The organism is Leptotrichia sp. oral taxon 879 str. F0557, from assembly GCF_000469385.1.
Classification (GTDB): Bacteria; Fusobacteriota; Fusobacteriia; order Fusobacteriales; family Leptotrichiaceae; genus Leptotrichia; species Leptotrichia mesophila.
The window spans coordinates 33,990-52,320 of record NZ_KI271286.1; the positions used below are offsets into that span (position 1 = coordinate 33,990).

The 18,331-nt window shown below is 29.0% G+C and carries 18 protein-coding genes; 13 read left to right on the forward strand and 5 right to left on the reverse strand.

The annotated features are described in order from the left end of the window. The first annotated feature begins 6 nt into the window (after positions 1-6). The 7 genes from HMPREF1552_RS00465 to HMPREF1552_RS00495 all read left to right on the forward strand — a co-directional run bounded on the left by HMPREF1552_RS00465 (position 7) and on the right by HMPREF1552_RS00495 (position 6,942). A complete protein-coding gene (locus HMPREF1552_RS00465) occupies positions 7-828 on the forward strand; it encodes a C40 family peptidase (RefSeq protein ID WP_021743055.1) in 822 nt (273 codons plus the stop codon). 175 nt (positions 829-1,003) lie between these two features. After that, a complete protein-coding gene (locus HMPREF1552_RS00470) occupies positions 1,004-2,002 on the forward strand; it encodes an aspartate-semialdehyde dehydrogenase (protein ID WP_021743056.1) in 999 nt (332 codons plus the stop codon). A 6-nt stretch (positions 2,003-2,008) separates the two neighbouring features. After that, on the forward strand, positions 2,009-3,574 hold the full coding sequence (locus HMPREF1552_RS00475) for an ABC transporter substrate-binding protein/permease (RefSeq protein WP_021743057.1): 1,566 nt from the start codon (positions 2,009-2,011) through the stop codon (positions 3,572-3,574). Next, positions 3,574-4,314 carry an amino acid ABC transporter ATP-binding protein gene (locus HMPREF1552_RS00480; protein WP_021743058.1) on the forward strand — a complete coding sequence of 247 codons (741 nt, stop codon included), beginning with the start codon at positions 3,574-3,576 and terminating at the stop codon, positions 4,312-4,314. The genes HMPREF1552_RS00475 and HMPREF1552_RS00480 overlap by 1 nt, the downstream gene beginning before the upstream one ends. A gap of 136 nt (positions 4,315-4,450) precedes the next feature. Beyond that, complete coding sequence (locus HMPREF1552_RS00485; protein ID WP_021743059.1) at positions 4,451-5,257, forward strand: hypothetical protein; 807 nt, start codon at positions 4,451-4,453, stop codon at positions 5,255-5,257. Between the two features lie 235 nt (positions 5,258-5,492). Then, entirely contained in the window at positions 5,493-6,194 is a 702-nt protein-coding gene (locus tag HMPREF1552_RS00490; protein ID WP_039900871.1) for a hypothetical protein, read from the forward strand. After that, entirely contained in the window at positions 6,187-6,942 is a 756-nt protein-coding gene (locus HMPREF1552_RS00495) for an MgtC/SapB family protein (protein ID WP_021743061.1), read from the forward strand. The genes HMPREF1552_RS00490 and HMPREF1552_RS00495 overlap by 8 nt, the downstream gene beginning before the upstream one ends. Positions 6,943-7,098: 156 nt before the next feature. Here HMPREF1552_RS00495 and HMPREF1552_RS00500 read toward each other — a convergent pair whose 3' ends face one another. Then, entirely contained in the window at positions 7,099-7,338 is a 240-nt protein-coding gene (locus HMPREF1552_RS00500; protein ID WP_021743062.1) for a Txe/YoeB family addiction module toxin, read from the reverse strand. A gap of 354 nt (positions 7,339-7,692) precedes the next feature. Here HMPREF1552_RS00500 and clpB point away from each other — a divergent pair, with 354 nt between their 5' ends. After that, entirely contained in the window at positions 7,693-10,263 is a 2,571-nt protein-coding gene (gene clpB, locus HMPREF1552_RS00505; protein ID WP_021743063.1) for an ATP-dependent chaperone ClpB, read from the forward strand. A gap of 180 nt (positions 10,264-10,443) precedes the next feature. Here the strand turns inward: clpB and HMPREF1552_RS00510 are convergent, their stop codons facing one another. The 4 genes from HMPREF1552_RS00510 to HMPREF1552_RS00525 form a co-directional block, all read right to left on the reverse strand. Beyond that, positions 10,444-11,532, reverse strand: a complete 1,089-nt coding sequence (locus tag HMPREF1552_RS00510) for a glycerol dehydrogenase (protein ID WP_021743064.1) — start codon at positions 11,530-11,532, stop codon at positions 10,444-10,446. 143 nt (positions 11,533-11,675) lie between these two features. Further along, complete coding sequence (locus tag HMPREF1552_RS00515) at positions 11,676-12,302, reverse strand: HAD family phosphatase (RefSeq protein WP_021743065.1); 627 nt, start codon at positions 12,300-12,302, stop codon at positions 11,676-11,678. 24 nt (positions 12,303-12,326) lie between these two features. Continuing rightward, positions 12,327-13,142, reverse strand: a complete 816-nt coding sequence (locus HMPREF1552_RS00520; RefSeq protein ID WP_155827464.1) for a hypothetical protein — start codon at positions 13,140-13,142, stop codon at positions 12,327-12,329. Positions 13,143-13,258: 116 nt separating this feature from the next. Further along, complete coding sequence (locus HMPREF1552_RS00525; protein ID WP_021743067.1) at positions 13,259-14,971, reverse strand: proline--tRNA ligase; 1,713 nt, start codon at positions 14,969-14,971, stop codon at positions 13,259-13,261. A gap of 219 nt (positions 14,972-15,190) precedes the next feature. On the opposite strand from HMPREF1552_RS00525, the gene HMPREF1552_RS00530 reads away from it, so the two are divergent. The 5 genes from HMPREF1552_RS00530 to HMPREF1552_RS00550 all read left to right on the forward strand — a co-directional run bounded on the left by HMPREF1552_RS00530 (position 15,191) and on the right by HMPREF1552_RS00550 (position 18,012). After that, entirely contained in the window at positions 15,191-16,072 is an 882-nt protein-coding gene (locus HMPREF1552_RS00530) for a ParA family protein (RefSeq protein ID WP_021743068.1), read from the forward strand. After that, positions 16,047-16,430, forward strand: a complete 384-nt coding sequence (locus HMPREF1552_RS11515; protein WP_021743069.1) for a hypothetical protein — start codon at positions 16,047-16,049, stop codon at positions 16,428-16,430. Before HMPREF1552_RS00530 ends, HMPREF1552_RS11515 begins: the two co-directional genes overlap by 26 nt. A 7-nt stretch (positions 16,431-16,437) precedes the next feature. Continuing rightward, positions 16,438-17,115, forward strand: coding sequence for a hypothetical protein (locus HMPREF1552_RS00540; RefSeq protein ID WP_021743070.1), 678 nt, complete (start codon positions 16,438-16,440; stop codon positions 17,113-17,115). A 27-nt stretch (positions 17,116-17,142) separates the two neighbouring features. Then, a complete protein-coding gene (locus HMPREF1552_RS00545) occupies positions 17,143-17,571 on the forward strand; it encodes a hypothetical protein (protein ID WP_021743071.1) in 429 nt (142 codons plus the stop codon). 159 nt (positions 17,572-17,730) lie between these two features. Further along, a complete protein-coding gene (locus tag HMPREF1552_RS00550; protein ID WP_039900872.1) occupies positions 17,731-18,012 on the forward strand; it encodes an HU family DNA-binding protein in 282 nt (93 codons plus the stop codon). Positions 18,013-18,331: the final 319 nt, after the last annotated feature.

Below are 18,331 nucleotides of genomic sequence, written 5' to 3' on the forward strand. Positions count from 1 at the left end.
GAAAAGATGGTACGAAAATCAACTTTTACTATGGCATGCATGCTGATGACTGTAGGATGTGCTAATTTACAGACAAATGAAACAAGTAAGGGAAAAACTGGAGAAACAAACAATAATGATTTTTCATCAAAAAATAATTTAGGAAATGAAAATATTACTATTGAAATTATAGGAGGAAAAAAAGAAAAAATAGAAAATCACTATTCTACTTCAAACAATAGTTCAGAACAAAAAAAGAGTGCACATAAAAGTACAGATACAGTTAGAAAGTCTGAAAAATATAGTGAGTTAAATGAAAAAATAGATGATTTGAAAGTAACAAAGTTATTTGATGAAAATAGACTTGTTGATCGTTCAATGCCAAATTCACAATTGGTATTACAAAAATTATCTGAATTAAAGAGAAGACATCAAGAAATATTGTTAAATGGTACTTTTAGCCAAAAAAAAACAGTAGAGTTGCAAAATCAATTATTAAAGGCATATAGTAATTGGAAAGGTACAAAATATTCGCTTGGTGGAGATTCAGAAAATGGAATGGATTGCTCAGCATTAACACGTAGAGTTTATCGTGAAGTTTATGGATACGAACTGCCAAGACAAACTGTGCAGCAAGTAAAAGTAGGAACTCATGTTTCAAAAGAAAATTTGAAACCTGGAGATATTGTGTTTTTTAGACCAGAAGAAAAAAACAATCATACAGCAGTTTATTTAGGAGATACGCTTTTTATTAATGCTTCAGCTTCAAAAGGAGTTGTAATCTCAACTTTGGAAAATACATACTGGAATAAATATTTTAAATACGGTGTGAGAATAAGAGAAGTTTAATAAGATTTAAGAAATATGTATTTTTGGATACATATTTTTTATTATTTCATTTTTCATATTGAAAAAGACATAAGAATAGTGTATTATATATACATTAGATTTAGGGTAATGTAAAGAAATAATCAAATTTTTAGATATAGAACCTTAATCAAAAAAGTTTTTAGGAGGAAAAATAATGAAAAATTACAAAGTAGCAATTGTCGGGGCAACAGGACTTGTTGGAAGAACATTTCTAAAAGTATTAAAGGAAAGAAACTTTCCAGTAGAAAAATTATACCTTTATGCTTCAAAAAATTCAGCTGGTAAAAAAATTGAATTTAATGGAACAGAATATACTGTTATGGAATTAAAAGATGATGCAATAGCTGAGGATATTGATGTGGCTTTATTTTCAGCTGGTGGAGCAGTATCGCTTGAATATGCTCCAAAATTTAAGGCAAAAGGTGCAGTTGTTATAGACAACAGCAGTGCTTGGAGAATGGATAAAAATATTCCGTTAATAGTTCCTGAAGCAAATCCAGAAGCGTTAGAAAATCATCCAGGAATTATTGCAAATCCAAACTGTTCAACAATTCAGGTGATGCCTGTATTAAAAGTTTTACAAGAAAAATATGGATTGAAAAGAGTAATCTATTCAACTTATCAGGCTGTGGCAGGTTCTGGACAGAGAGGACTTGATGATTTGGAAGCTAATCTAAAAGGAGAGCCTTCAAAAGGATATCCGCATCAAATTGCATTTAATGCATTGCCACACATTGATGTTTTCTTAGATAATGGATATACAAAAGAAGAAGAAAAAATGATTAATGAAACTAGAAAAATATTGAATTTGCCAGATTTAAAAGCAACTGCGACTTGTGTGAGAGTACCAGTTAGATATGGGCATGCGGTATCTGTAAATGTCGAATTAGAAAGACCATTTGAATTGGAAGATGTAATTCGTGCATTTGAGGAAAAAGAAGGAGTTATAGTACAAAATGATAGTAAGAATAATGTTTATCCAATGCCGATAAATGCTCAGGATACTGATGAAGTTTATGTTGGAAGAATTAGAAGAGATTTTTCAGCAGACAATGCTTTGAATTTATGGGTTGTAGCAGATAATATAAGAAAAGGTGCCGCTACAAACACAATTCAGATAGCTGAAACTTTAATAAAAAAAGGAGCATTATAATAAAATATGAAATTCAGTACAATAAGAAATAAAATATTAATATTATTAGTTTTTGTTGCAATTTTCATAACAGGCTATAGTGATGATATAAAGGTTGGGATGGAGTGTGGATACGCTCCTTTCAACTGGTTTCAAAATGATGCTAAAAATGGTGCTGTAAAAGTTGATGGAGGTTATTGTGGGGGATATGACGTTGAAATAGCCAAAGTTATTGCAAAAAAATTGAATAAAAATCTGGTAATTGTAAAAACAAAATGGGAAGCATTGCTTGGCCCTGCACTGACTTCTGGAAAAGTTGATTTAGTTATAGCGGGAATGTCTGCAACGCCTGAAAGACGTCAAAGTCTAACATTTTCAAAACCATATTATGAATCAGATTTAGTAGTAGTTGTGAAAAAGAATGGAAAATATGCAAATGCCAAATCAATTAATGATTTTACAGGAGCAAAAATTACAGGGCAATTAAACACACTTCACTATGATGTTATTGATCAGATGAAAGGCGTACAGAAGCAAACTGCAATGGAAAGTTTTCCAGCTATGATAGTAGCGTTAAATTCAGGGAAAATAGATGGATACATATCAGAAAGACCTGGAGCTATGGCGGCTCAATTTTCAAATCCTAATTTAAAATTCATTTCATTTGATAAAAATACAGGATTTAAATACGATACAGAAGAAGTGAATGTAGCTATTGGAATGAAATTGGGAAATACAGAGCTGGAGGAAAAAATCAATAAAATATTAGATGAAGATTTAACTCCTAAAGTACGTCAACGTATTATGGAAAAGTCTATACAAAATCAGCCAAATGAAGCCTCACGTTCATTTTTTGGATGGGTAATATTTTTTATTAAAAACAACTGGATGACATTTGTGAAAGGTACAGCTTCAACACTGTATATTTCAATTACGGGTACAGTAGTTGGATTTTTCATTGGATTACTGGTTGCATTATTAAGGTATTCAGAAGCAGAAATTGATGGACAGTCTCATAAGTATAAAAAAACTGGATTAAAATTTTTAAACTGGTTTTCTTCAATTTATATTGCTGTATTTAGAGGAACCCCAATGATAGTACAGTCAATGGTAATTTATTACGGATTATCACAAGTATTTCATATTAATCTGTCACCAATGGTGGCGGCACTGTTTATTGTATCAATAAATACGGGTGCATATATGAGTGAAATTATACGTGGAGGGATTGATTCGATTGATAACGGACAGTTTGAAGCGGCAAAAGCTATTGGAATGACGAATTTTCAGTTGATGCAAAGTATCATTTTTCCACAGATGTTTAGAAATATTTTACCAATGATTGGAAATGAGCTTATTGTAAATATTAAAGATACATCTGTATTAAATGTAATAAGTGTTACTGAACTGTTCTTTATTTCAAATTCTGTTGCGGGAACTTACTCACGTTATTATGAAGTATTTATTATAACAAGTGTGATTTACTTCTTCTTAACGTTTACATTATCATTAATCTTAAAACAAATCGAAAAACGAATTGACGGGCCTCAACATTTTGAAATTTTAGATGATGCTAATGGGGAGGAGAAATAATGAGTAAAAAAGTTATTGAAATAAAAAATATTAGAAAAGATTTTGGAAAGAGAACAGTTTTAAAGGATGTAAACTTTGATGTTTATGAAAAGGAAGTTGTAAGTATAATTGGTTCGTCTGGAAGTGGAAAATCAACACTTTTAAGATGTATAAACTTACTTGAAAAGCCTACTAGCGGACAAGTCTTAATTCATGGAAAAGATGCGATGGCAGGAGATGTGTCACTTGTTACATTGCGAGAAAAAGTAGGAATGGTATTTCAGCAATTTAATTTGTTTAATAATTTAAGTGTTTTAGAAAACTGTGTAATTGGACAAATGAAAGTTTTGAAAAAGTCAAAAGACGAGGCTGAGAAAATAGCAAGAGAATTTTTGGCAAAAGTAGGAATGGAACGTTTTGTTCATGCAAAGCCAAATCAAATTTCTGGTGGTCAGAAGCAACGGGTGGCAATAGCAAGAGCATTGGCGATGCAGCCAGAAGTTTTGTTGTTTGATGAGCCAACATCAGCACTAGATCCTGAAATGGTTGGAGAGGTTCTAAAAGTAATGAAAGATTTGGCAAAAAGTGGACTTACGATGATTGTTGTAACGCATGAAATGGATTTTGCCCATGATGTTTCGAGTCGAGTTGTATTTATGGATCAAGGTATAATTGTGGAAGATGACAAGCCTGAAAATATCTTTGAAAATCCAAAACATGAAAGAACTAAAGAATTTTTGAGTAGAATGTTAAGTAAATAACTTGGGAGTATTTATAAATTAATACTAAAAAAGTATTAAAACTAAAAATATTCCTTGAAATTTTTTAAAAAATAGTGTAAAATAGTAAAAGTTAAAAAAACTAAAAATAAAAAATTATTAGAATTAAGGAGAAAAAATGGCAAAAAAGAAAGCTGAAGATATTAAATTAACTTTAACAGATGAAGAAAGAGAAGGATTAGACAACGAGGGGATAAAAAGAGTTTTAACTAATAAAGCTGTTTTAGAAGCTGCTAAAAAATATAAATTTACTGATGAAGAACAGGAAGAATTTGATTATCTCGTTGAAAATGAAAAACATAAATTCTTTGTTGCAAAGGCAATTGAAGACAAAATTTCTGTAAATGAAAATGATGTTACAAAATTATACACTGACAACAAACCTAGTTTTGATGCACAAAATATTCCATTTTCTCAAGCAAAGGAAATTATTCAAAGAGATTTGTTGAATCAACAAGTTGCTATATTAGAAGCTGAAGAATTAAATAAATTAGTTGAAGAAATGGGTGATAGTGTAGAAATTACAAAAAAAGAACTATTATTCTCAAAAGGAAATCCTGATATAATTAAAACTATAATTGTTGGTAAAGTAATCGGTAAAAAAATGGCTGATGAAAAATTTGAGGAACAAGAACAAAATAAAAAAGATCTTGAAATCATTAAAGATAGTGTATACATAAACTATTACTTAGACTTAGAAGTAAGAAAAAATGTAAAAGTTACTCAAGAAGAAATTACTGAAATTTATGAAAATGAAAAAGTAAAATTAGGAAATGTAACACCAAATAGCGCTTATCAACAAATTGCCAATGGATTATTAAATAATAAGGCAATTGAAGAAAGAAACAACTTAATTAACAAAATTGCTGAAGAATATAAAGTTGATGAAGTTGCAAAAGAATATACTGAAAATGAAGAAAATTAATAAAAAATAAATTATGATAAAAACTTGAAGAGTAGTAAATTTACGAAATTCAAGTTTTTTTGTTTTACAATTATTTCTTTATTATTTATAAAAATGTGGTAAAATTATTTTGTAGTAAACTTTGTTAAAAAATAGAAATTATAAATTTTGCGTAGATTTCAAAATTATTTAATTTTAATAGTTTGATATAAAAAATTTGAAAATAGTAAATTTTTTGGGAAATGGAGAAATTATTATGAAAAAAGTATTCTTAGGAATAAATATAATTTTATTGTGGATTACGATTTGGCATTTTTATAAATTTCCAATAACTGAAAATATGAGTTTGTCTTTGCACAATAAAAAAATTTATAGAAGGCTGATATTTAATACAATTGATTCGCTTGTTAAAGATAAAAATGATTTATTATTTAATATTAATTTTGGCGGGGAAGAGCAGGATGATGTAGGAAGAGCGTATGTGAAAGGATTGATGAAAAAAGGAGATGTGTGGATAGGATATGTTTACTATTTTGATGAAATTATAAAAGAAAGTCCAGCTTATGCTAGCAATCCACCAAATGGAGATGGATTGGTAGTGGAAGAATACGTAAATAAACATTCAGGATATTTTTATGTAACTTCAAATGAGACTAAATATCATTTAACAAAAGAAGAAATAATGAGAAAATTTAATTTAAAAAAATTAAGTTTAAAAAGTCCTAGATTTTTTGTAGATAAGTTTGGGACGGATAGAGAATTGTCAAATTGGCATAAATATACTTATGAACTGCCACAAAGCAAATTAAAGGATGAGAAAGATATAAAGAAGGCAAAGAATATTGAAAAAAGAATAAAAAAGAGAAGAGTTTTTTGTGTATTGAGTTTAATTCTTTGTTTAATATTGCAAATATTATTTTTAGTAAAAAATAAAAAGGAGACGATACATAATGATTAATTTTATAGAAATAACGAATGAACTTTTTAAAAATAGCTTTGTAAATAAATTAACTGTAGAAGTTGTTTCTCTCAGATTGCTACTGGCAGTTGTCTTTGGAGGAATTGTTGGATATACACGTGAAAAAGACAATAAGCCTGCAGGATTTAGAACACATATATTGGTATGTTTTGGAGCGGCAATTATTTCTATGGTACAGGATCAGTTGAGACTTAATATTCTGGAACTTGCCAGTATAAATTTAAAATTATCTGGGGTTATAAAAACAGATTTGGGAAGACTAGGTGCTCAAGTTGTAAGTGGAATAGGATTTTTAGGTGCAGGAAGCATAATGAAAGAAAAGGGTGAAACTGTTGGAGGAATGACAACTGCCGCTGGAATATGGGCAACAGGCTGTGCAGGACTTGGAATAGGATGGGGATTTTATAATTTAGCAATTCCAGCAATAGTATTTATGCTTGTAATAATAGTGATATTTAAAAAATTTGAGCCTAAAATTGTAAAAAAAACAAAACTTTTAAAATTTGAAGTAAAATTCTTGGAAGATAAAAATTATGCCAAAGGGCTTTTGGCAACATATGAAGTATTTAATCAGAAATTGATAAAAATAACACAAATAGATAAAAATGAGGCTGAGAATACAGTAATTTTTACTGTAAATATGGATGAAAAAATTGATATTTCTGATATAATTGTATCACTTTCAGCTATTAAGGCTGTGGAAGTTGTGAAAGAGAACTATAATTAAAAAAGGAGCCTTTGACGCTCCTAAATTTTTTATTTATCTCGATAATGTGAATCACATTGCCATATTTCTAATGTATCATAGTAAAACTTATTTAAAACCAAACTCAAAAGCTATGACTATTTTACTCAAACCATAAATTTATATAATTTTAACAGTTTAATTTAAAATAGGTTTGAGTATATTTACAATTTTAAAAACAATTCGATTTACTTCATCAATTCTGACACTCCAATATCCAACAAGATTTTCAGATAATTGTTCAGATTTTACTGTAGAATGATATTCATTCCTATCTATATTTTTAATTAAATTATTTATTTTTCTTATAATTTTTTTGTCCTGAGTTTGCCAATAGAGATATTCTTTCCATGCTTCATCAGACCATACTTTTTTCACTATTCCACCTCAATTAATTCGTGTTCTTTTAATGCAGTTTTTCCCTTTTTTACATTTTGGATTGATTGATTTAGACATTCCATATTTTGTTTGCTATACAAAAAGTTTAGATAATTAGTAATTTGGCTCTGATTTTTATATTATTATAAATTTTAAAAAATATTTTATATTTTCTAAATACCGTAATTACAGTCTTTGTTGAGTATATTATAAATTTTTTGAAAAAATGTAAAAAAATTTTCAAAAAACGATTGACAAAAATATTAAATAGTGATATATTATATTTGTTAGCAATCATATAAGAAGAGTGCTAATAAATAAAAATAATTTAAACTAAAAAAGAAGGTGATGTGTATGGAACAGAACTTTACGCAAAAAAGTATTGAGGCTATTTCAGAGGCTAATAACTTTGCGATTAGATATAGACATTCTGATATAAAGGTGGAACATTTGTTGCTTGCACTTGTGGGGCAGATGGATGGACTGATTCCTAGCGTGCTTAAGAAAATGGGAATTGATACGACTGATATGATTAGGAAAATTGAGGGCAAACTGGAAAGTTTTCCTAAGATTGAAGGCGGAAATAGTGAGCCAAGAGCGAATAGTGAATTAAATAGAGTTCTCGTTGGAGCAAGAGATATTGCAAAGAAAATGGGAGACAGCTATATTAGTACAGAACATTTGTTTTTGGCAAGTTATGATAATAACAGCTTTTTAAAAGATTATGGAATAAATAAGAAACAGTTTGAAACTGTACTTGAAAATGTAAGAGGAGGTAGAAAAATTATGACAGATAATCCAGAAAGTACATACGAAGCATTAGATAAATTTGGAAAAGATCTGGTTGAACTGGCTCGAAAAGGTAAACTTGATCCAATTATTGGAAGAGATAATGAAATCCGACGGGCTATACAGATTTTATCAAGAAGAAATAAAAATAATCCGATTCTGATTGGTGAGCCTGGAGTTGGGAAAACAGCTATTGCAGAAGGGATTGCACAAAGAATACTAAAAGGCGATGTACCAGAAAATTTGAAGGATAAGACAATTTTCTCGCTTGACATGGGTGCCTTGGTTGCAGGGGCGAAATATCGTGGGGAATTTGAGGAAAGATTAAAAGCGGTATTAGAAGAAATTGAAAAAAGTGAAGGAAGAATAATTCTTTTCATTGATGAAGTACATAATATTGTGGGAGCAGGAAAAACAGAGGGATCTATGGACGCTGGAAACCTTTTGAAGCCAATGCTTGCACGTGGGGAAATAAAGGTTATCGGAGCTACTACAATTGACGAATATAGAAAATATATTGAAAAGGATGCGGCACTTGAGCGTAGATTTCAGCCTGTAATGGTAGATGAGCCGACTGTGGAAGATACAATTTCAATCTTACGTGGATTGAAAGAAAAATTTGAGATTTTCCATGGAATTAGAATTACGGACAATGCTATAGTTACTGCGGCTACAATGAGTGACAGATATATAAACGACAGATTTTTACCAGATAAAGCGATTGACTTGATTGATGAGGCTGCCGCAAAAGTTAAGACTGAAATTAATTCAATGCCAACAGAACTGGATGAAGTGACAAGACGTGTTATGCAGCTTGAAATTGAAAAAGTGGCACTTGAAAAAGAAAAGGATCAGGCTTCTAAGGACAGACTTGTTATATTGGAAAAAGAATTGGCAGAACTTAACGAGAAAAAAGCCACATTTAAGGCACAATGGGAAAGTGAAAAGCAGGAAGTTGAAAAAATCCAAAATATTAATACAGAAATTGAAAAAGTTAAACTTCAAATTGCTGATGCACAAAGAAAAAATGACTATAACAAACTAGCTGAACTGCAATACGGTAAATTGCCGGAACTAGAAAAACAAAGGGCAGATGAAGAAGAAAAAGCCAAAAATCAAAATCCAGATGCAAATAAATTATTAAAACAGGAAATTGACAGTGAAGAAATAGCAGAAATTGTTGGAAAATGGACTGGGATACCAGTTTCAAAATTGTTACAGGGAGAACGTGAAAAAATCTTACATCTTGCAGAACAAATGATGAAAAGAGTAATCGGACAAGATGAAGCAATCGCAACAATAAGCGACACAATAATTCGTTCACGTGCTGGATTAAAAGATCCAAACCGTCCAATTGGTTCATTCATCTTCTTAGGACCAACAGGGGTAGGTAAGACTTATTTGACAAAAACTCTTGCATTTAATCTGTTTGATGATGAAAGCAATATTATTAGAATTGATATGAGTGAATACATGGATAAATTCAGCACCACAAGATTAATCGGAGCACCTCCAGGGTATGTAGGATATGAAGAAGGTGGTCAGTTGACAGAAGCAGTAAGAAGAAAACCTTATTCAGTAATTCTATTTGACGAAATCGAAAAGGCTCATCCAGATGTATTTAATATTCTGTTGCAGCTACTTGACGATGGAAGGCTTACAGATGGTAAAGGGAAAGTTGTAGACTTTAAGAATACAATTATCATTATGACTTCAAATATTGGAAGTGAAATCATATTAGAAGATCCGCAAGTTTCAGAGCCTACAAAAGAGGCTGTGTTAAATGAAATGAAACATAGATTCAAGCCAGAATTCTTGAACAGAATTGACGATATTATCGTATTTAAGGCATTAGGAAAAGAAAGTGTGAAAAATATTATATCACTTATCCTTGATGAAATAAACGATAAATTAAAGGAACAATACATAAAAATTGAATTTACAGACAAAGCTCTGGACTACATCGTAAACGAGGCTTATGACCCAGCTTATGGAGCAAGACCTCTAAAACGTTTTGTTCAAAAAGATATAGAAACTAACTTATCAAAAATGATTTTGAGCAACGAAGTACCTGAAAATAGTACGGTTGTGCTGGATAGTGATGGGGAAAAATTAATTTATGATGTGAAGAAATAAATTAGGGATTGAATAAAACTTTAAAATGTTTTTTTGGAAGAATAAGGAAGTATCAGAAATGGTACTTCTTATTTTTTTGTAAATAGATAAAAAATAATGGAGTGCCATAACGACACTCCATATAAAAAAGAATTTAAAAGAATTTAAAAAACTAAAAATCAAATATTTTATTGTTATTTATTAATTTTTACCAAGTTCATCCGCTACTAATATTGCAGCAAAAACATCATCGGCAGTAACTTTGAATGGCATATTATGAATTGTTTCACCTTCGGCTGTACTTGCTTCTGCCACTTCATACAGTCTTTCTTTAGAAACACTTCCCATTCCTAATTCATCCAATGTTGTCGGAAGTCCTACACTCTTACAGAACTCTACAACTTTTTTGATTTCACATAGACATCTGTTTTCTAGAACTAATTGCGTAATTGTTCCGAATGCAACTTTTTCTCCATGATACATGTGGTGTCCTTCTTCCAGAATTGTAAGTCCGTTGTGAATAGCGTGAGCTGCTGCAAGTCCTCCACTTTCAAATCCAATTCCACTTAAATAAGTATTTGCTTCGATTATATTTTCAACAGCTTGCGTAACTACTTTATTTTCTACTGCAATTTTAGCTTTTAAACCGTCTTGGAATAAAGTATCTTTACATAATTCTGCAATTGCAATAGCAGCTTTTGTAATGCCACCTCCAGCGATTGAAGAAGCATTTGAATCAACACAGGCTTTGGCTTCATAATAAGTGGCAAGTGCATCTCCAATTCCAGCGACAAGAAGTCTGGCAGGTGCATTTACTATTACATCAGTATCCATTATTACCATATCAGGATTTGCCTTTAAGAACAGGTATTCTTCAAATTCTCCATTTGGAGTGTAGATTACTGACAAAGCGCTGCATGGTGCATCTGTTGAAGCAATTGTCGGAACGATGAAGACAGGGATATTTTCGTAATACGACACTGCTTTTGCCGCATCAAGAGTTTTTCCTCCACCGATTCCAAATACTGCATCACATTTTTTTTCTTTTAAAATATCAATATTTCGGTTAATTTCATTTTTTGAACATTCTCCCCCAAAAACTTCAACATGGTAGTTAATACCTTCTTTTTCAAAGCTTTCAACAATTTTATCCTTAAAATTATCAAAAATAAATTTATCTACTAAAAGATATGCTCCGCTGTTACCACGTAATTTGTAATAAGATGCCAAATTAGAGATTTCATCTTTTCCTTGAATGTATTTTGATGGCGAATTAATAATCTTTCTCATAAAAAATCATCTCCTATAAAATTTAGAATTCTTTAATAATATTATAGTGCATTTTTTCACAAAGTCAATAGTAAAATTAAAATAAAAAATCAAGAAATTATTCAAATATAATGTTTAAAGTAACTTCCTGATTTTTAAATTTATTAAATTTTCAAAATGTTTTTCAATTCCTCTTCTAATTTAGTATAATCTGGCAAATGAAGTCCTTTGATTCCTTTATTTTCGGCGGCTTCAATATTTTCCTTCATATCATCAATAAATAATGTTTCTTCTGGAATTAATCCAAATTCATAAAGAAGAGTGTCATAAATTTTTTCTTCTGGCTTTAAAAGTTTGAAATAGCATGAAATTAGGCAGCCTTCAAATAATTTAAAGAAATCGTTGTGTTTAAAGACATATTCATATGAGTCCTTGTGGAAATTTGAAAGCACGTATAATTTGTATTCATAATGATCTCTTAATTTGTAAAGAAGTTCAATATTTTGTTTTATAGGCTTTAACAATTCAAAAAAGTCCTTGTCAAAAAAATTATCAATTTCAGTAGCCAAATGTGGACTTCTTTCCTTAAAAATTTTCTTAGCTTCAGGATAAGTCAAAGTTCCCCTGTCAAGCATTAACCATTCCTTTGTATTAATTACATTTTCATGAAATGCCACTCTTTTTTCTTTAGGTAATTTTTCTTCTAAATATGTATCTTTGTCAAAATTTATTAAAACATTTCCTAAATCAAATACTATATTTTTTATTTTTTTAGAATTTATATTTTCCATTTTGTTTGCACCTCTAACTATTTTTTATTTTATATTTTCTTTCTGTTTTTGATAATCGACATTTACAAAAATAATTGATATTAAAGATATAGAATATATTGCGGACAAAGCTGGGACAAAATTTTCTATAAATGCTTTAAATACCAACATTCCTATGTTTTTAATGTCTATATGCAACCAAATTATAAAGAACGCTACTACTATTTTAATTATTTCTTTTATAATAACAAAAGCAATATTTTCAATTAAAAAACAAACTATATATCGCCATCTGTTTGATTTGGAAACTTTTAAAGTGTATTTCAATGTTTTTCTCAAAGATAAATCTTTTGACATATGAACTTGTAAGAAATAAATAAATACACAAACCATAATGGCTGTAAAAATTAGTGTAATTAATAATATTTGACTGCTTAATAGAAATAATAGATAAGAATAATTATATTGAAAAAAATTCATATAAAAATTGCATATCGTTATAATTAAAATAGGTATTGAAATTATAATTACTGTAATAAATGCTCTTATATAAGATTTTAAAATATTATAGTTTTCTTTTTTATCAGTCAATTTAAAAATAATTTTTCTGTATAAAACCCAGTATGTTGCATATAGTGGGTATGTTAAAAAATGATTATAAAATATATATTTAGTATTCTCTTTTAAATCTAATTCCACATCAGTTTGTAGTCTATTTTCCAACATCGCAGAAATCAGTAAAATAGAAAAAATTAAAAAAATCCACCTTTTTTCTTTTTTTATAAAATACCGGAATAGTTTAAATGCTTCATTGAAATAATCAAGAATAGAGATATAACTGTTTTTTAACTTTTCTTTCAATATCTTCATTTCTTTCTCCCAATCCTAATTAATATTTATCCTTTTAAACAGGTATTTTAATCTGTTGCACATAATGTACATTCCTCTTAGATATAGAATTTATATATCAAAGTTTTTTACTCTGCCATAAAATTCTTCACAAAATTCAAAACTTCCTCAACTTTTACATCCGTACTTTCTCCAGTTTTTCTATCTTTCACTTCCACAATTCCATCAGCTGCACCTTTTCCAACAACTATTTTTAGTGGGAAACCTATTAAGTCGGCATCTTTGAATTTGAATCCTGCTCTTTCATTTCTGTCATCTAATACAGTTTCAATTTTATTTTGATTTAATTCATTATACAATTGTTCACCTATATTTACCTGTGTTTCGTCTTTTATATTGGCGATTATTACATCAACGTGGTAAGGGGCTATTGCTTTTGGCCATATTATACCGTATTCATCGTGGTTCTGTTCGATTGCGGCTGAAATGATTCTTGACATTCCCATTCCGTAACATCCCATTTTCATAATGGCTTGTTTTCCGTTTTCATCAAGAACAGTAGCATTTAGGGCTTTTGAATATTTTTCCCCAAGTTTGAAAATATGCCCAACTTCTATTCCACGTGCAATTTTTAGTACTCCTTTTCCATCAGGGGAAATATCTCCAGCTCTGGCAGTTCTGATATCTGCAACTAAGTCATATGCCAAGTCTTCAATATTTACGTTTACATAGTGATAATCAGCTTTATTAGCACCCAAAGCAAAGTTTCTTACATATTTTACAGTTTCGTCAATTACAACGTATAAGCCTTCTTTTTTCTCGTAAGAACCTGCATATCCAGCAACCAGCCCAAATTTTTTGCATTCTTCCTCGCTCATCATTTCAAGTTCTGTAGAAGCTCCGATTACATTTTTTAATTTTATAGGATTTACATCCAAATCTCCACGAATTAGGGCTAGCACAAATTTTTCCCCATCTTCAAGAATTTCCTTCAGCATTACTGCCTTTACAGTTTTTTCTTTAGGGATATTCAAGAAATTAGCCAGCTCTTCAATTGTTTTTGCATTTGGAGTTTCAACTAATTCTTTTGGAAGTTTTTCTTCACTGCTTTCTTTTAGTTCAATAATGCTTGTTGCTTTTTCAACGTTTGCCGCATAATCTGAAGAGTCGCTGTATAAAATGTCATCTTCTCCGCTTTCTGCAAGCACCATAAATTCATGCGAAGCATCTCCTCCAATAGAACCTGTATCAGCCTCGACTGCCCTGTAATTAAGTCCCATTCTTTCAAAAATTCTTGAATAAGTGTCTTTCATGTTTAAATATTCCTCATCAAGCGACTCCTGTGTTAAATGAAAACTGTAAGCATCCTTCATGACAAATTCCCTTCCACGCATAAGACCGAATCTTGGACGCATTTCATCCCTAAATTTTGTCTGAATCTGATAAACGTTAAAAGGCAGTTCCTTGTACGATGAAATCGAATCTCTTACAACATCTGTAATAACTTCCTCGTGAGTAGGCCCAAGCGAAAATTCCCTTTCGTTTCTGTCTTTTAATCTCATAAGTTCAGGCCCGTAAGCAAACCAACGTCCGGATTCTTCCCAAAGTGAAGCAGGTTGCAGTACAGGCATAAGAAGTTCCTGAGCCCCTGCTCTATCCATTTCTTCTCTTGTAATATTTTCTATTTTTTTTAGAACTCTGTATCCAAATGGTAAATAAGTATAAACCCCTCGCGTAAGCTGTTTAATCATAAATGCTCTAAGCATAAGCTGATGGCTCACAATTTGAGCCTCTTTTGGTGCTTCCTTATATGTTTTTAAAAATGCTTTTGATAATCTCATATTTTCTCCTTCTATATTTAATTTTTATTGTATTGTAATGCTTATATTGTATATTTTTTTTGAATTTTTAGCAATAGTTTTTTGAAAAATAATGAGAAGACATAAAGATTGATATTAAAATAATATTTGAAATATTGAAAAAATAAAATGATTTTTATTGAAGTAATAAAAAAATTAGGGTATAATATTAAAGAGAATCAATAGAAAGGGGAGGTATTAATGAATAAAAAAAATGTAATTTCATTTTTGAATATGAAAGGTGGTGTAGGAAAAACAACACTTTGTAAAGAAATTGCATATTATTTATCTGAAAAAGAAAAAAAGAAGATATTGGTTATAGATATTGACCCACAATCTAATTGCACTCAATCTTTTTTTGAAAAGTTTAAGATATTTGAAGGAGAAGACATAAAGAAAGATTTGAATGAAAAAAGAGAAATACCTTCTATTCAAAATATTTTTAAAAGAACAGAAATTATTGATGAGAATGTAGAAAAAGAAAAAACTATATGTAAGTTATCAGATACATTAGATATTATTCCAGGCGAGCTTGAAACCATATTTATGGAAAGAGAAACTTCTGGAAGTGTAGAACAAAAATTATATAATTTTATTGAAGATTACAGAATAAAAGAGGAATATGATTTCATTTTTATTGATTGTCCTCCAACTTATTCTTTTTATACAATCTCTTCATTATTAGCATCAGACTATTATTTTGTTCCATTAAAGCCTGATATTTACTCATTATTTGGATTAGATTTATTAGAAAGAGTAATAAAAGAAATTACAAAAAGTTACAGAGCAAATTTTAGAATAAAATCAATTCAAAATTTAGGTGTAATATTTACAATGATAAAGGAAGAACAAAAAGGAAGAAAAATTCAGCGAGTTAAACAGATAAAAGAAAATAAAATGTTTAAAAATATGTATTTTTTCAAAAATAATTTTAGATACTATGATAAAATAAATACATCAAAACTTCAAAGTTTCATTTTAGATAGGAAAGATAAAGGTTTAATGAGTAATTTAGACGATATATGTCAAGAATTTATTGAAAGGATGAGTGAATTAAATGAGAGTAATAACAAAATTAGATAAAATTAAATCAATGAAATCAGAAGAAAATAAAAGATATGAATTATATGCAATTTTTTCTGTACTAATAATAGAAAAACAACATTTCAAAAGTAATCCTGACTTAAAAAAGTTTATATATAGCTTAGGATTCGATTTTAAAGAATATATTATGAAAAGTAGACCAATGATATTATCCAAAGTCTTAAAAACAATTTCATTATCAAAAAATGAAGAGATAATTCAATATTCGAATAAAATTTACGATGCAATTAAAGGATTAAAATCAGAAGAAGAAGTCATAAAAAATAAAAAAACCAGAAAAAATGGTGAAGAAAATTATATTGAAGAATTATTACAAAAATTTTCTAGAAATAAGTAGGTAATTCATGAAAAATAATAAATATTTAAGATTTTTAAATCAAAATTATAATTTTATAGATATTAATACAGTATCTGAAGTAACTAAAGAACAGTTAGAAAAACTATATATAGAAATAGAAAATATATTTGTAGTATTAGTATTAATAGAAAAAAATTGTAAAAATGAAATAAAAATTGATTTTATAGAAGTTATTACGAATCATTTAATGGGATTGTTGTTAAATATTCCTAATAATTTTTATCCTTCTATTAATTTCTGTTTTAGAGGAGTTATTGAAGGTAGTATAAAGTTCATTTATCAGAATAAAATAGAAAAAGATCAAAATTATGAAAATGTTTCAAAAATAGGTTATCGAAACTTAAAAGAAAAATTAAAAAAACAAATAAAAGAAGAGTATTTAAATACCCTTTATTCTTTATATTCTGAATATTCAGATGATTTACATATTAAGAATAAAAATAAAATCGATATATCAGATTCAATAAATGAAATTGTAAAAAAATTAGATTATAATTATGAAAAATTAATAAAAGATTTGAGACTTCTCTTTGAATCATTTATGAAATTTTTAAATATTGAATTTAAAGTGAATGAAAATAATTTTCCGTTAGAAGATAGAAAATATTTAAAGAAAAAATTATCTAATAGCAAATATAAAAAAGTTATGAATATAAAATATTAAAAAATTAGAAAAAAGGAGAGATTTACAATGAAAAAACTTATTTTATTGGGATTATTGGCATTTTCAGCTTTTGGAATAGCGGAGCCTTATAGAGATGAAAGAGGTGTGTTGTTTATGAGTGAGGAGGAATGGACAGAATTTTATAACAAAGATGGTCAAGAAGTAGCCGCTTGTGTGCCAATTGGATCTATAATTATGGAAGAAAGCTACATAAAAGATGGTAAGAAAATGACGCATACTTTAGCAGAAGTTCAACAAGGAATTAAACAATTTAATGAAATGCTAGGTGAAACTGGACTTCGTGATATTAATGGTAGAAAAGATAAAATCCACGAGTTTTACTACGCAGCAGTATGTAAAAGACCTACACAAAAGCAATATGATTTAGTAGGTTCTCCAACATTCAAAAAAACAATGGAGAGAATTTTTGAAACTCATAAAGTTATAGAAGAATAAATTATTAAAATTTCTAGTTTGGAAGAGAAAATTTATCAGAATAATTCTTTAAAAAATTGAGATTTTTTTAAATCGTAATGAGATAAATAACTTGACAAATGAATAAAATATGGTAACATATAATAAACAATGTAATTAAAAATGTTTGGAGGAGATATAATGTCAAAAAAAGAATTTGTAGATGCTTATGCAAAAGCAACAGGAGAAACTAAAAAAAGAGCAGAGGAATTAGTTAATGCTTTTTTAGGAACAACAGAAGAATTTTTAGTAAAAGGTGAAAGTATCCAATTTGTAGGTTGGGGAACTTTCGAAGTAAAAGACAGAGCAGCTAGAGAAGGAAGAAATCCATCAACTGGTAAACCAATCAAAATAGACGCTAAAAAAGTAGTAAAATTCAAAGTTGGGAAAAAATTAGCTGATAAAGTTGCTGATACTAAATAATAAAATATTTTATTTTTAATAAATTAAAGCTATCTTGAAGATTATTTATTTTTTCAAGATAGTTTTTTTATATATCATTTTATTTTGATTTATATACTCTTTTAAAATAGAAATAAATTTTTATAATAGAGTTATTTGATAACTAATTCACAATCATTAAACTTTTTTATTTTCGTAGAATTGCTCATTGCCGCACTTTTTATTTTCGTAGGATTGCTCATTGCCGCAAAACCTACAACCTATGGCTAGACTCCGACTTTTATTTGTCCATCTCCGAAATCCCTTCTTGCAGTCGTCAAACAGTCGTAGCTGAACAAAT